This window comes from Legionella wadsworthii DSM 21896 = ATCC 33877 (assembly GCF_000701265.1).
In the GTDB taxonomy this organism is placed as follows: domain Bacteria; phylum Pseudomonadota; class Gammaproteobacteria; order Legionellales; family Legionellaceae; genus Legionella; species Legionella wadsworthii.
The window spans coordinates 25,616-40,944 of the sequence record NZ_KL370760.1 but is presented as its reverse complement, the minus strand read 5'-3'; the positions used below and the strand labels follow the sequence as shown (position 1 = coordinate 40,944).

Here is a 15,329-nt window from a genome sequence, read left to right as displayed (position 1 = left end):
CGACATATTCAATGCCTGTAAGAAATGCAAAAGGAGCGCTGTCTTAAAGTTTAAGCTGGGGAAATACTAGAGTTGTCGGGATTTTCTGGCAGGTTTTGTTTCAATAAATCTTCCAGCATATTTTTTGCATCATCGGGTGAATCAACACCAAAAGAATTACTAAAAGCCAGACCTTTACCTAAACTGGCGTTCTGTATCGAATACTTACTTTGTTCCAAATATTTTGATGCTTTATTACAAGAACTAATAGCAGCCTCTATCGCTTTGGTAAATGTATATGTATCTCTCTGGTTTTTTGCGAATAGAGCATAACGATAATATGCTTCAGCCAAAAGCATATATGCATAACTTCCATGAAGTTCTAAAAGGGGTTTGAAGTTGGTGTTTTGAATGGCTTCCTTGAGTAAACTTTTAGCGTTTTCGTTTTCTCCCAATTGTTCGTTGGCCACCTTATGATATAAAAACTCATTATATCGTTGTACTGCATGAATTGAATTAAAGCGCATTGCCTCTTTTAAGAAATGAACTTCACTAGATGAAAATTTATCAGAGAAAGCAGTTCTAACCTGTTGTGAAAGATAATAAAAATAGGTACCCCTAAGCAAATCAAAGCTGTCCACGTTATCATGGGTATAAAAGGTAAGTGGATTCTCTTCAGAAGACAAAGCAAATCCCAGTTGAGAATAAAGATTACTCCATAATTCAGCATATTTGTCTTTTTTACACATATTAACAAAATCAGGACTTGCATGAGCCATTTTAATGATAAAACCAATATCCGTTAGGGATTTTGTAGTAGAAAAAAACTTAGACTCATTGAATGTTTGGCTTTTAACGTCTTTTAGAGTTATCTCCTCCAAAAAATTAAGCCTTAAAAATTCACTTAAGGTGACAAAGGTAAAAACATGTTCGCGAGCGTGACTCATACACTATATGCGTTAATTATATTCATATTGTATTTTATCAGAATTAATTGGTTCAAGCAACGTCAAACTCACCGAAAGCACTAAACCAAGAATTTTCTTATCTTAGGGAGTTGGGTAAAGTAGAGGATACTCTACCCTGGTGCTTAAGCTTTAAAAAGGGGATGGGAAGGTATCGGGATCAGCCTTTTTGGTACAAGATGATGTAACAGGCATGGAAAAAAATCCCTGACCCTGATTTAATATAGAAACAGGCGTCTCTAGCTGGGGACTGACTGGTGTTATGACAGCAGCAGTAGAATGGCTTATCCTTTTCTCTCGTGCTTTTTGAATGACTTCCTGATGATTTGATGGCAGCAAAGTGACTGAACGAAGATCCTCACGCGGCTGAGTTCGATAACTGAACACGGGATAGTCACATGAAGCTTTTCCCCAAAGCATATCCAAATCTGTTTTCCAATTAAATAAAGCACATCCAGTAGCTGATGGTGCAAATGGATTTAGCTCTATCACCATAATAATATAAGTGCTTCCCCCAATATGAATCGTATTGTCATCAGTCATTTCACCATGATATTGATTAATTGGGATTAAGGCTATGTCAACAATATATTCGCGAATACAATCTATTGAATTATCATCATCCTGTTCGCTTGCAAAATTTAAAAAATTTGCAACAGCAGGATCAATTGATTTAAGGATATAATTTTGAAATTTTAATATAAGATTTTTTTTGGTGTCTTCCTCTAAAAAATTGAAACAATCTGTGGGCGCCTTATCAAAGTACAAAAAGTGAAAATATTGTGCGATAGCGGTAACGATACTTTCTTTACGACATCGTCTGGATACAAAAGCTCTAAATTCATGATCTGGGCGAATAGAGTACCATTCGCGCAAAACGATATTTGTAGTACAATTTGATCGGGATGCGGTACTCATGAGTGCGATTAAATCATTGTGAACTCTTGGACTTTGTTGGATAGTCTCTATAATTTTGCGGCCACTGGTTATTTTCATTGCTTTGGTCATGGATGCAACAAATGCAACCAATTGCTGATTTTTATTATCGAACTCATTCCAATTAGAAAAGTCTTTACTCATGATTGTTGCCGCTTCATCGAATAAAGCTTTAGAGTCTTTAGGACTTCTGCTCGACAATCTCATAAAGGCTTCTTGATTTCTGAGTTGAGAAAGGAAGTGATCGAAAGAGTGCTCCAGCAGGGTACTGTCATATTCAGGTGAACCGTTTCCCATTAAAAACTGAATATCATCATAATCTAGTTTAATAAAAGTAGTGACAAATGTGTATTTTTCCAAATGAGGGTACCAGTTTTCTACTGAAAATTTATCTACAGCTTCCCATCGAGTTAATGAGGTCCCATCGGATTGTGTTGCAGGAAAGTATAAGGGATGCTTGGGGTTTAACCATGGGAAAGTTTCGAAATCAATTTTTTCGCCTTCATCGTTGCTGTCTATAATTACAAAATCGTCATCCTCACTTTCTTCCGGAGAGAAGCTCATCGGATCGATGCTTTGTTTTTCCTTCCTGTTTTGCACTAAATTACGGAGATCATTTTTAATTTGATCAAAAATGGAATCATTTAAAAATTGATTGCTTACGAATAACTGATTGTTGATTGAAAGAGTATCCACAGGTAATTTAAAAAAGATCAGCAGCTTTTTAAAGTCACTCACTGATATTTTGCTCACATCAAAGGATACTTCATTATTATCTTGATCATCGTAGGAAATAGCATCTACATCGCAGTTCAATTGTGCTTGTTTTATTAACCAGGGGATAAAAACGTTTTTTTCCGTAACGCCCATTTCAATTAGAAAAAAATTTAATTTATCAAAAAATTTCATATTTGACCTGTTTTTTGGGGGAGGGTTTTAATCTAGTGCACACATGATGAGCTTACATATGAGCTTGGATATAAACTTTAACAAAAATCATACTTTATTTCAATTATTTGTACTTTATGATCTCATTGACTACACAAAAATCACGCTTTTAAAGAGGATTTGATAGAAAATAGGAGGTAGAGAGCCAAACAAGCTGGCTCTTTGATTTTAATTTTGATTGACCAAACTGAGTTCGCTATTCCAATAATTAGCTGAGGGTAGCGAATCCCAAGGGTTGGGCAAGGTATCTGGAGTGACATACACCCAGCCTGCATGGCGATTTTTTGCCAGGTTTATCGCATTGCTCAAGGATTGTTCTGTAGTATTATAAATCAAATGCCAGAAATGCGAGGCGGGGTATTTTATTTCCCATCCCATTGGCTGCCAATTGAGATAGGTGCTGTAGGATGCTTCAAAATTAATCATAATATCGGATGCATCTACGTAACACTCAGGGGTTCCCGTACCAAAATTTATTGTGGTAAGTCCTTTTCCTCCTTTGGATTTCACATAACTATTTAAATCCTGATAATACTGAAGCTTAGAGCAGTCGCTGGAGAAACCTTCATCAAAAAATATACCATCGACTTGATACCAGCTATAGTACTTATCTATATCTGATTTAACCGCAGTAAGACTACGTTGCCCATAACTGGTGTAAACATATCCCTGGACTGTTTGTGCAGAATTCTGAGCTCTTATGACTTGCTGTACGTAATCATTACTTTGGGTAGAACCTGGTCCATTATATGGGTTAATTAACACTAATCCTGCGGTGGGTGCGGCATTGATTAATTGGTCCCAATAACAATTAGATGATCCCGTACAGGGATAAAAGTAAGAGGGCACCGCTATTTTCTGCGTTTCCTGACACTCTGGGGTGGCTGGGTAGGAGAGTGTCGCTTTGGCCAAAGAAGATATACCTGCTGAGGATTCCACCTGGTATAAGTAGTCGACTGTCCCACTACATTGTTTTTGTGGGAGAATATCTGCTCTTTGCAAATTCCATATTTTGCTCTTCCCAGGAGGCATGGCGATTGCTTTTATTTTAGTCCAATTCCAGCCTGGGCCTTCATATTTGTATAAGGTGTCATTTTCTATTAAATATTTTGCAGCCAAACCACCTTGTGGAAAGCCTGAGCTGGCTTGGTGGTCACTATCAATATATACCCTATAATATTTTTGTTTTTTGGTTACAGCATAGCTAAAGCTAAACTCAGTGGGTGTTGCGGTTGCTTTGGGATTGATAATAATATCAGCTGCTAGAGGGATGGCCCAACTATTAAAGGCGTACAGGCATACGGCTATGGCTGTAATTTTTTTTAAGTCCATTTTTATCTTCCTTTTTTTGAAATTATTCTGCCTTGTCTCTGGATGTGAACTTTGATAATAACATACTTACCTGAAAGATTTTTGCTTTCAAAGTCGTGTAATTAAAGAAATAAGACCTATTTATTTTCAACCCTGAATGAAGTCCCAAATCCTTAGTAATAGTTCACTATGGGATTTTAGTCCAATTGATCCTACCCTTTACTATAATCTACCGGCTAATCAATTATCATTTTCGCACAATTGATCTGAATCTATTGAATTAGATTTTGCTGAAGTTATTTTCTTTATCAGTTATAAGGCTATTTTCTTGAATTTGACCTACAGAACTTAAGAGAACATGGGCAATACAATAAAATTTTTGAATTTCCGGATCTCTCGATCGAAAAAAAGGTAATGCACCATCAGGACTGATGCCTTCAATCTTACGTGTAAATTTACCGTAGGTGTTGGCATCACTGCTCACTACTTGATTTAACTTATTAATACCATCGTTATTTTTAGGGCCAAAAAATCCCCATCCTTTCTTGGTATATTTGTTACTGTGTTCCTGAACCTCATTTTTTAATGCATTCATAACATCCTGTGCATTAAAAATTTGCCTAAATTCTTCTTTTCCCAAAGATTTTTTTACTTCAAGAAACACTGAAAGGTTCTTACATATCTCCTCTTTATATTCCTGGCATAAACGATGGGTTATGTCCTCACCCGGATTGAAGTGAATCGCTTTGGGATTATCACGTACAATTGGAGAGATGGCTTTGACCAAGTCAAGATTACCAAGAACCTGATCTAAGTTATCATGATGAACTCCCTTACTCACAACCGGGGCAATTAAATGTCTCGTGGGAGAGTCCAATTGTAAAAAGGTGGATAATGGATGGCCCTCCAAATGATTCAAATTTAATTTTCCATTTAAAACTTCCCCCACAATCTTTGCCTGAGCTTCTTTATCCAGCAAATGCATGATAGGCCTAAGCTTTGCCAAACATTGGATGGTATTGTCATCATGTAACAACGCTTTAATAAAATGCTCATCGGGGATGATGCATCCAGATTGGTATACGATGTTCAAAGCTGCAATTGCGTCTTGATTTTCTTTAAAAGGTTTGAAGAGGTCTTGACAGTGATGTTTCGTTAAAATGAGTAAGAAGGCTATTTGCGCAGGGCTGCTGTCTTTAGGTAATTTGCCCTCCGCTGTATCAAACCACTCGATCAATCCATTATTTTCAATACATTTTTTATTTAATATAGAAACAATTTCAGGGGGTCTATTTTTTGGCATACCCATTCTATCGGTAAATTCATCGGGCATATAAATTGTTCTAAGTAGGGCAAAAGTATCGACTTGTTGTCGAGTATAGTTTTTACAAAAGCTAGATAAATAGTCAAACGAACCTGAATCATTCCTATGTATTTCCGAGAGCCCGGTACGGGCATTCCCGAAATCAATTAAGGATAATTCTTTGTGAGCATTAATCACCAGCTGGTCAGGCTTTAAATCACCATGAACGTAGGGAACCCCTGAACTCGATAAATAACCTTGATGTAATAAGTGACATTGCCATGCCGCCTGAATCGAAAAATCCAGCATTTGCTCCTCAGATAAATTTGAGGTTTGGATTTTTTTCTTTACACTATCACCCTTAAATTCCATCAAGATGTAAGATTGTAATGCAGTGTATTCTCTTACATCGCCTAACTTATCATCAATGATGCCTTCAACTACTTTCTCGCCTGATGCAACTATAAGGCCCACATCCTTTCCGATGGCTATTTCCTGGTCATACACAATTCTGAGCGACTCTCCGGCAAATATTTTTTGGAAAGCTTGTTGTTGAAGGAGAGCCTTATTTTCGATTTTCATCAAAAAAACATGTCCATATTCGTCCATGGCCAAAGTACCCTTGCCATACTGACCTGAACCTATATCCCCTTGTTTCTGAGGTAACGTACAAACAATCCTTCCGTTGAAATTAAAAAAGCTATGCTCTATATCAGGAATAGGAGTTTGCGCGCTATATCTTTGTTTAAATTTTTCCTTATTGGTCCTCCCTAATTTAAAAACATCAGGGTGGGTTTTAAAATATTCAGAAGCTTGAGCAAACTCTTTTTCTAACTGAGGAGGTAAAGTGACTGGCTTTTTTTGTGGATCAGCTATCCCCATGGAGGCCAAAAAAGCAAGGGAGGTGTCTTTTGAATTCATAAATTGCACACTATAAACATATAGCTGCATTATAGCCCAAATAATGATCAAGTAGAATAATTTATGAGATTATTATTGTAATTTATTGACAGACCATCCAAAAAAGAAGTGAGTCAGGCCATTTTCATTCCAATTAACAGATAATTCTCGATAATATTTTGAATGTTTTTTTGATCTGATTCTTTTTATGCGCTGCCGTGATGAATAGGCGTAGACGTGCTAAATCTTCCGGAACAGCTGGATAAATGATTGGCTTAATGTTGACTTGCTGTAGGAAGCATCGACGGGAAATGGAGATACATTGCATGGAGTCACCGATGATAATGGGCAAAACTGGAGTATGATCATTCAGGCCAATATTAAAGCCGTAATCCAAGGCAAGCTCTCGTGCAAAGGTGCACAATTGTCTGAGTCGTCTTACTCGTTCCGGTTCTTGTTTCAACAAGCGAATTGCTGCTAAGGCTGCTCCTGCCAGGGGAGGAGCCATGCCGACAGAATAGACGAAACCGGGGCAAGTATATTTTAGGTATTCAATTAACTCTGCGCTGCCTGCAATATAACCTCCACAACTGGAAAAGGCTTTACTCAAAGTTCCCATCCAAATATCAACATCATTCGGATTGATATGAAAATGCTCTCGTATTCCGCCTCCTTTTTCTCCCAATACGCCAATAGAATGCGCTTCATCTACCATAAGCCAGGCATTGTGTTTCTTCTTGATTTGAATTAATTCTGGTAAATCGGGGATATCGCCATCCATGCTGTAAATACCTTCAATGATGACCAGAGCCCTTTGATAGGAATGGCGGTTTTCTTCTAATAATCTATCCAAGCTGCGCCAATCATTGTGGGCAAAATTAAGCCGGGTGGCCCCGGAGTATTGGGCACCTAGAATCAGACTGTTGTGGGCGAGTTCATCATGGATAATAAGATCGTCAGGACCATACAAATGGGCAATAGTATTGACGTTGGTTGCGTGGCCTGTAGTAAAAACCAATGCATCTTCTGTTCCAATTAATGATGCAATTTCTGATTCAAGTTCGGCATGTAAATTTTTTTCACCAGAAACAAGGCGGCTCGCTGAAACGGAAGTACCATATTGACGCATGACGCGAATGGCTTCTTTGATGACTTGCGGATGAGTACTTAATCCTAAATAATTATAGGAGGTAAAATTAATCATCTTGTTCCCATTGATAATACAAGTATCTGTGGATGCTGCTTCTTGTTTATCAAAAAAAATATTCGGTAAATTTTCTTTGGTTTTTTTAAATTCCAGATAGGGTTTATAGTGATTCAGATCGGTGGACTGTTCATTAGCCGCCGACAGTTTTATTTTGGATTTGTGATTCTTAAGGTGAGCAGATTCCAGTATCGGGGAAACTTGTTGCGTCTTGATTAGTTCTTGAATGATGACGGCTGTTTCTTTGATGTTTTCCTCATCCAGTGTAAAATAATCATCCAGTTTAATTAAGAATACTTTTTGAATTTCAGCAAATAGCTCCTGGATATGCAATGAATCAAAACCAAAAGTATATAGAGATTTATTGGGATCGATATGTTCCGGTTTTTGGTTCAGAACATGGCCTATTTGTTTGATTAACCAATGTTCTATATGCTCCAATGGGATTGATTTTGCTTTTTCCCCCTTCATGCCGCACCTGCTTTGTTCCATTTAAATAATAGAGACAATTGATTCTCTTCGATGGCTAGTTTGGTATAAGAGCGTCTCAATTTACCGCTTGTCGTTTTAGGAATTGTTTTTGGAGGTATTAAGTAAATTTCATAGACAGGAATACCAAAGTTCAAGTGAACTTGTTCATGAATTTTTTCTGCAATTTCCTGATAAATTACTGCATTGGCAATTATTACTTCCGCAATCACAACCACTTCTTCTTTGTCTTCATGATTCAGTGCCACCGCAACACTACATCCTGAACGGATGGAGGGGTGGCTTGCTTCAATCACCAGCTCAAGGTCTTGAGGATAATAATTCTTTCCATTAATGATAATTAAATCTTTGATACGTCCGGTAACAAATAAGTGTCCATCTAAAATAAAACCCAAATCACCCGTGCGTAAATAGCGGTGATGAGGGTCTGACCTCAATGAAGCAGAATAAACTTCCTGAGTCTCTTGTTCTTTGCTCCAGTACCCTTTAGTCACACTGGACCCCCTTATCCAGATCTCACCAATTTCTCCTTCGTCGCAGGCTTTACCGGAGGTCTGGTCGGTGACAATACAGATTTGTACTTTAGGTTTTCCACTACTCACCAGAACTTTTGAATCGTGATTCTTTGAACTGATGATGACTTTATTTTTCTTTAGGCTTTCTTTGTCAACGGTAAGATAATAAGGAGGTGCATCAAAGCTTGTTTTTTCTCCACTCACATAGACCGTAGATTCTGCCAAGCCGTACAGGGGGTAAAAGGCATTTTTCTTAAATCCGCAAGCGGCAAATTTTTTTGTGAAGTTTTCTATAGTGGCATGATGAATTGGCTCTGCTCCGTTGAATGCGACACGCCAATGCTTTAAATTAATTTGTGACAATTCCGTTTCATTAATTTTTTTTGCGCAAAGTTCAAAAGCAAAATTTGGGCCGCCACTTATTGTCCCGCCAAATTCAAAAATAGCCTGAAGCCATAAAAGGGGATTTCGTAAGAAAACTACAGGCGACATCATCATGGCTTGATAATCGCAATATACCGGGAATAGAACACTACTCACCAAACCCATGTCGTGGTAAGGAGGAAGCCAGGAAACCAAACGCTCATTCGCTGGTTTTCCTATGGTTTCATATACCAAACCAGTATTATCCAGGATGTTTTCATGGCTCACCATGACACCTTTTGGCATCGCGGTGGACCCAGAGGTATATTGCAGATAAGCGATGTCATCCGGATGACTGTTATGGGGTTTCCACGTTCCGGAATAATCCTTAAGTAAATTGATGTCAAGCCAAAAAAATTGCTTGAAATCCCATGCGAGTAAATCGATTGTTTTACTGGCAAATTGTTTGAGTAACTGGTTCATTAGCCGGTTTGCAGCAATTTTTTTTACCAGGCCTAATCGCTTTATTGCAGTGATGACTGCTGTATTTGAAAGAATTAAAGCAGGTTTTGCGTTCTCAATAACTGCCTGGATTTTTTCTACCGTATTTTTATTAAAAGGTGGATAAGCGGGAACCGCAATGACTCCTGCATAGATACATGCCCAAAAAGCCACTATATAATCCATCCCTGGGGCGAATATCATCAATACACGATCCCCTGGTGATGCATGTTCTTGGATAAGCGCTGCAAGATGGATTATTTTTTCTTCTAAAGCACTATAGGTGTAGGACAAATTGTCTTTAACTAGACCGGTTTCAGAAAAATGATACACTTTTTTTTCTGGAAATTGTTGTGTTCTTTTCTGGAACAATTCAACGGCATTTCTTACTTCGATACTCATACAGAATAACTCATGGGTCGCCTTAAAAACAAAGATTGAATCAAAATAAATAATTTATCCTGTAGTATAGTTTCACAACGCCCATTGTTCAAATATTGTCCAATAAAATTATATTTTTTTTTCATCACCTCAGCCATTGCTTTAATTTGAAGGAGAGGGTTGCACATTTTTAGGAATAAAGGAAAATAGGAAAAAAATTTAAAAGCAGGTATCAAAGGCGCTCTCTCATGTTAATTATTTTTGGCGGCTTACCCGGTACAGGAAAAACAACCCTTTCAAAGATAATCGCCCAACGTCTCAAGGCGGTATACCTAAGAGTCGATACCATTGAGCAGGCTCTTATCCATATGGAGGGTTATCCTGATGCGTTAATCATAGGATCAGAGGGTTATCAAATTAGCTACGCAATCGCGCGCGATAATTTAGCTTTAGGCCTGGATGTAATTGCTGACTCGGTAAACCCCATTGAGGTAACACGGATGGCTTGGCAAGAAGTGGCGAAAAAAACTCAATCGGATTTTATGGAAATTGAACTCATTTGCTCCGATGAAGACACCCACCAAAACAGAGTGGAAACACGTGTAGCAGATATAGAAGGCCATGCACTCCCTACCTGGCAAGCTGTTCTGGACCGTCAATATGAATTTTGGGAAAGCAAACAAATAGTACTTGATACTTCAAAGTACTCCATTGAGGAATCTGTGGTTCTTATCATGAATTTTATCGCATCAAAGTCCACTTGATACCCCACACAGTTTTTTGAAAGCGAATGAAATTTGTATTGGTGGTTGGGAAAACTGCTTATCTACCCTAAAGGCACTTGTAAAATGAGCCTGGGTTTTCAATTCATATGGTTTATTAATAATCGTTTAATCTTCATAAGATACAATATATCGTATGTACATCACGGTATGAAAGCATGCAAGTTATCATTATTGGCGCAGGACCAAGCGGTCTTTACACAGCAATCCAACTTAAAAAAGCAGGGGTTAAAGAGATCATTATTTATGATCCTCGTGCAGGGAAATATGTTCGGCCTGGCCATATCAATAAGACAGTAATAGAGCGTGCTGAAAGAGGTCTTGGCACCCATTTTAATTTTCCAGATAAAACCGCCCATATCAAAGATATTGAACGGCTTCTCTACAAAGAGGCTCAATCTCTAGATATACCTATCGAACAAAAAGAATTTTTAGGTTTTGATCCGCAACAACCCGGAGTCATTCTTCAAGATAAATTAGGAATGAAGTCTCAAGTCCCCTGTGATTATGTAATGGATTGTACTGGTGGAAAGCGTTTGGTCATCCAGGCTGTGAACGATCTTGGACAGAATGAATCCAAACCATTTCATCCTTCTGTAGTGACTCAGGATGTTATGGTCCCGCATCATTTATTGGCTTTCGTAAAAACGAACCAGCGCAGTTTAAAAGTCAGTACCAATCAGCCAGAACCCCAAGAAATAACAGGGATGGTTTCTCCGTTAGAGTTTGTCCGTGGTCTTGAACGCTTACGTCAATTTGGGTGGGATCAGTTCGCCGTGCCCAGATGTTATAACATGCCTTTTGATAAAGATAAGGCTTGCTTTTATGTGGAGGCGCCAGCAAATTTGCTGCCTGAGCAAAGAATGCAATGGTTTCAAGAAGTTCTGGAAGTAAGGACAGGTGATGATGGCTTATTCTTCGAACAATTACCTGCTTCTCGAAAATATAAAGACAAACCAAGACTCTCTTACTTTAAAGTAAATCCGGAAGAAATCAGCCCATACACTTATCAAAGTGAAGGTTTGCCTATGGTATTAATCCATGGAGATGGACAAATCGATCCCAACTATTTTTTAGCACACGGAATCATGGGTTCATTTGATCGTATTGATTGTATGGTTAAAAATATGACCATTGTAGATGGGGAAATAAAAGACTTCAACCAGAAAGAATATGAGCTTAATGTGTCCCTAGAAGTGGATAAACATCGAAAGGCACTGATTACTCATTATCAAGAACGAAAAGAATATTTTATTTCCTGGTTAGAAAAAGCGAAAAAACATTACGAAACGGCAGCCTCACGGACAAGAAATCCTAGGGAGGCTTTAATTTTCAACGAACGTCTTACGGAAATTAATGGACGTATTGCTTATTACAGTGCCTTAAAAATTTTCGAAAAAATTCCTTTGGATTCCAATGTGAAAATACCTATCATGGATTTAATCGAAGCAAAAGACCGATTTATTCTAGCGCTTCAAGATTTACCTAAAGAATCAAAAGAAAGAAAAGATGTTTCTATGAAGCTGGATCAAATACTGTCTATTCTAAGAAATCAAGCTAGAATGTATCACGATCAGCAAAATGATGATTTATCTCTACGGTTATACCAAGAAGCACAAGTTCTGGCTCGTCATCTCCTATCTGAAGGAATCATACGAAGTAAAGATTGGGAAGCCGGGCTGTGTGCCAAAATGATGGTGATTTATCGAAACTTGAACCGGCTCTCTGAAGGACTTCCCTTCGCTAATGAAGTTTTAGTTCACCCGGATTTACCATCTCACACCAAAGCAAAAATTTTGTTTCAAATTTTAAAAGGTGCGGCAGATGAGATAAAAGGTATGACTGAAACCGAAATCAAGGGCTCAAAATCGTCCTATATTGAAGAGATCAAAAAAATATATACAAACCATAAAGAATTTGTAATGAAAGAACTGGAAGGTTCATTGAAGTATGAACTCCTTGTTTTAGACTCCATAGGGGAGCCTGTTATGATAAATGAAATTATCAATTCGATGAATTAAAGCAAAAAAACACACTCCAAATTTAGCTGTTCGCAGCCACACCTCTACTGATTTCTCAAGACAAGGTGCTCACGATATTCCATTTATCCTGTGATTTATTTTTTTCATATAGTCCAAAGCCAAGAATACATCATCCACTGCATAAAAAATAAAACTGCCAGGAACTGCCTGTTCTATCGCATAATCAAGGGCATGGAATTCATCTGAAATGACCTTCACTTTCAAATCTGAATTTTGCGCATGAATACCTTCCATAAGTAAATCTGTGAGGTACTCATTCGTACTGCCCCTTTCATCTTTATTATGTTTAATGATTATTTCATCAAACATTTGCGCAGACAGCGTACCTAATTCTTGAATGTCTTTAGAGCGTCTATCCCCGGTAGCACTGATGATTCCTATTTTTTTAGGGCGTTCCAATGTGGATAGGTATTTTTTTATTTCAGCATATCCTCCTTGGTTGTGGGCATAATCTACCATGATGGTAAAATTTTTAAATTCATAGACATTCATTCTTCCCGGTGTATTTTTTGCAGAAGGGACAAAATCGATTAATGCTTTTCGTATCTCAGAGTTAGGCAATCCACTGACTTTGCCTGCCAGAACTGCAGCTAAAATATTTTGAATCATACATTCAGCTGTCCCATTAAAAGAAAGAGGGATTTCATTTATCGATGCGATGCAGTTCCGTTTATTTTTTTCGAATAATACTATCGAGCCGTCCTCAATAAAAGCAGCCATCCCGCCATTTTTGCAATGATGTTTGATGCGCTCACCGTTTGTGAGCCCAAATAATGCCACATGACATTGAACTTTCTCTTTTAAACCATAAACGAGATCATCTTCGGCATTTAATATGGTATATCCGTCTTTTTTTGTACTATGAGCTACTACCGATTTGACTTTGGTCAATTCTTCAAGAGTATGAATGTCTTCTAACCCCAAATGATCTTCTGTAATGTTGGTGATTACACTGATATCGCAGGTATTAAAACCGAGCCCTGATCTTAATATACCCCCACGGGCACATTCTAAAACTGCAAAATTGATATAAGGATTTAGCAATACCGCCCGTGCACTTAGAGGACCGCTACAATCGCCCTGGTAAATTAATTCTTCATCAAAATATATTCCTTCTGTGGTCGTAAATCCCACTTTAAATTTATTTCTTTTAGCTAAATGAGCAATAAGTCGAACAACGGTAGTTTTACCATTTGTTCCAGTCACTGCAACAATAGGAATCTGGAAATCCTTTTCTGGAGGAAAGAGAGAATTGATTAATGCAGCAGCAACATTTCTTGAATTTCCCTGCGAGGGCGATAAATGCATTCTTAAACCGGGAGCGGCATTTACTTCAATAATCGCACTGTTCCTTTCATTCATTGGCGCTTCTATATTTTTTACAATGGCATCGATGCCACAAATGTCCAGCCCGATGATTTTAGCAACACGCTCAACCATTCTTTTATTAAAAGGATGGACACGTTCGGTGACATCCATAGCTGTTCCGCCAGCGCTTATGTTGGCTGAATGTTTTAATGGCAAAACTTCTCCTTCCTTCAGAATGGATTGTAAATTTAAGTTGCGCGCCTCTAAAATCTCTCTGGTGACTTCATCTACGGAAATTCTCGATAAATAATTATCGTGACCCTCACCTCTTTTAGGATCTTGATTGATTTCGTTGATAAGCGCCTCTATTGTTTTGTCGCCTGTACCTATCACTTGGGCAGGTGTTCGCAGGGATGCAGCAACCAATTGGTAGTTAACCACTAAAAAACGAAAATCACATCCTTCAATATGCTTCTCAACAATGACTTTATCGGAAAAACCTTTAGCCAGTTCGAAACCAATTTTTGCTTGTTGCCGATTAATTATATTACAGGTTACTCCTTTACCATGGTTTCCGTCATAGGGTTTGATAGCTAAAGGAAAAGGAACAGTGCTAAAAACATTTTCCAATTCTTCAAATGAGCTTATCAAGTAGCCTTTAGGGACAGGTATTAAGTGTGACTCCAGAATTTTTTTCGTTAAATCTTTATTTCCAGCAGTTTCTACGCCAATGGATGAGGTTTTAGAAGAAACAGTCATCCAGATCTTCTGCTGATGTACCCCATAGCCTAAAGTAATCAATGGGCCATCTTCCATTTGAGACCATGGAATTCCCCTGGCTTCAGCCTCCTGGACTATAGCTGAGGTGCTTGGTCCTAATCTTTCATTCTCATAGATACTTTGCAAGTAGTTAATTTCTTTATTAAGGCTAAAAAAATTACGGCCTCGAGCAAGGCATTCGGTAATTTGGACTGCTAATTTTGCTGCATATAAGGCCGCATTTTCAATTTCATAAGAAAAAATAATATAATAAATATCTTTTTCTCTTGTTTCGGCTTCTTTTTCAAAACAAGCGTCCATTCCTGCCAGGTTTTGTAACGCTACGGCGACATGGCCAATGACAAAAGCCAGCCTCATTTCCCTTTCCAACCTCTCGAAAAAACTTGTATTTGGCATATCAGGGCTTTGATACTTATGAAGACTGGGTAAAAGTTCTTTTAAATTTGTTACAAAACTGTCTGCTATAGAAGTAGGGTTTTTGAAATCTTCTAAATCTAATTTAAGAGCAATTAATTTGTTTTTGTCTTGAAACCAATAATTAGGGCCTCTTAATACTTTAATGTTTAATATTTTCATTTCCCTTTCCGTTCAATATATATCTTCCAACCGGTTCAATATAAAG

At 37.9% G+C, this 15,329-nt stretch carries 9 protein-coding genes; 2 read left to right on the top strand and 7 right to left on the bottom strand.

Annotated elements, in window-relative coordinates; genetic code table 11:
- Nucleotides 1–50 precede the first annotated feature (50 nt).
- The 6 genes from BU07_RS0111835 to BU07_RS0111810 all read right to left on the bottom strand — a co-directional run bounded on the left by BU07_RS0111835 (nt 51) and on the right by BU07_RS0111810 (nt 9,816).
- Nucleotides 51–926 (bottom strand): DUF5630 domain-containing protein, encoded by an 876-nt coding sequence (locus tag BU07_RS0111835; RefSeq protein ID WP_031566319.1) that lies wholly within the window; start codon nt 924–926, stop codon nt 51–53.
- 150 nt (nt 927–1,076) lie between these two features.
- A complete protein-coding gene (locus tag BU07_RS16815; RefSeq protein ID WP_115262309.1) occupies nt 1,077–2,789 on the bottom strand; it encodes a hypothetical protein in 1,713 nt (570 codons plus the stop codon).
- A gap of 207 nt (nt 2,790–2,996) precedes the next feature.
- Nucleotides 2,997–4,160: a spherulation-specific family 4 protein gene (locus BU07_RS0111825; protein WP_031566314.1), complete on the bottom strand. Its 1,164-nt coding sequence runs from the start codon at nt 4,158–4,160 to the stop codon at nt 2,997–2,999.
- Between the two features lie 259 nt (nt 4,161–4,419).
- Entirely contained in the window at nt 4,420–6,363 is a 1,944-nt protein-coding gene (locus BU07_RS0111820) for a protein kinase family protein (RefSeq protein WP_133134498.1), read from the bottom strand.
- Between the two features lie 133 nt (nt 6,364–6,496).
- Entirely contained in the window at nt 6,497–8,017 is a 1,521-nt protein-coding gene (locus tag BU07_RS0111815) for an aminotransferase class I/II-fold pyridoxal phosphate-dependent enzyme (protein WP_031566310.1), read from the bottom strand.
- The gene (locus BU07_RS0111810; RefSeq protein ID WP_031566309.1) at nt 8,014–9,816 is read right to left on the bottom strand and encodes a fatty acyl-AMP ligase; all 1,803 of its coding nucleotides are present in this window, start codon (nt 9,814–9,816) and stop codon (nt 8,014–8,016) included. Before BU07_RS0111810 ends, BU07_RS0111815 begins: the two co-directional genes overlap by 4 nt.
- Before the next feature lie 227 nt (nt 9,817–10,043).
- Here BU07_RS0111810 and BU07_RS0111800 point away from each other — a divergent pair, with 227 nt between their 5' ends.
- Nucleotides 10,044–10,559, top strand: coding sequence for a P-loop nucleotide/nucleoside kinase family protein (locus BU07_RS0111800; protein ID WP_031566306.1), 516 nt, complete (start codon nt 10,044–10,046; stop codon nt 10,557–10,559).
- A 176-nt stretch (nt 10,560–10,735) separates the two neighbouring features.
- Entirely contained in the window at nt 10,736–12,598 is a 1,863-nt protein-coding gene (locus tag BU07_RS0111795; protein ID WP_031566304.1) for an FAD-dependent monooxygenase, read from the top strand.
- Nucleotides 12,599–12,667: 69 nt separating this feature from the next.
- On the opposite strand, the gene cphA is transcribed toward BU07_RS0111795, so the two are convergent.
- Nucleotides 12,668–15,283 carry a cyanophycin synthetase gene (gene cphA / locus BU07_RS0111790; protein ID WP_031566302.1) on the bottom strand — a complete coding sequence of 872 codons (2,616 nt, stop codon included), beginning with the start codon at nt 15,281–15,283 and terminating at the stop codon, nt 12,668–12,670.
- Nucleotides 15,284–15,329 lie beyond the last annotated feature (46 nt).

Excerpts from the sequence above, each read along its gene's own strand:
- BU07_RS0111835 (WP_031566319.1), bottom strand. The coding sequence starts at position 926 with ATGAGTCACGCTCGCGAACATGTTTTTACCTTTGTCACCTTAAGTGAA.
- BU07_RS16815 (WP_115262309.1), bottom strand. The coding sequence starts at position 2,789 with ATGAAATTTTTTGATAAATTAAATTTTTTTCTAATTGAAATGGGCGTT.
- BU07_RS0111825 (WP_031566314.1), bottom strand. The coding sequence starts at position 4,160 with ATGGACTTAAAAAAAATTACAGCCATAGCCGTATGCCTGTACGCCTTT.
- BU07_RS0111820 (WP_133134498.1), bottom strand. The coding sequence starts at position 6,363 with ATGAATTCAAAAGACACCTCCCTTGCTTTTTTGGCCTCCATGGGGATA.
- BU07_RS0111815 (WP_031566310.1), bottom strand. The coding sequence starts at position 8,017 with ATGAAGGGGGAAAAAGCAAAATCAATCCCATTGGAGCATATAGAACAT.
- BU07_RS0111810 (WP_031566309.1), bottom strand. The coding sequence starts at position 9,816 with ATGAGTATCGAAGTAAGAAATGCCGTTGAATTGTTCCAGAAAAGAACA.
- BU07_RS0111800 (WP_031566306.1), top strand. The coding sequence starts at position 10,044 with ATGTTAATTATTTTTGGCGGCTTACCCGGTACAGGAAAAACAACCCTT.
- BU07_RS0111795 (WP_031566304.1), top strand. The coding sequence starts at position 10,736 with ATGCAAGTTATCATTATTGGCGCAGGACCAAGCGGTCTTTACACAGCA.
- cphA (WP_031566302.1), bottom strand. The coding sequence starts at position 15,283 with ATGAAAATATTAAACATTAAAGTATTAAGAGGCCCTAATTATTGGTTT.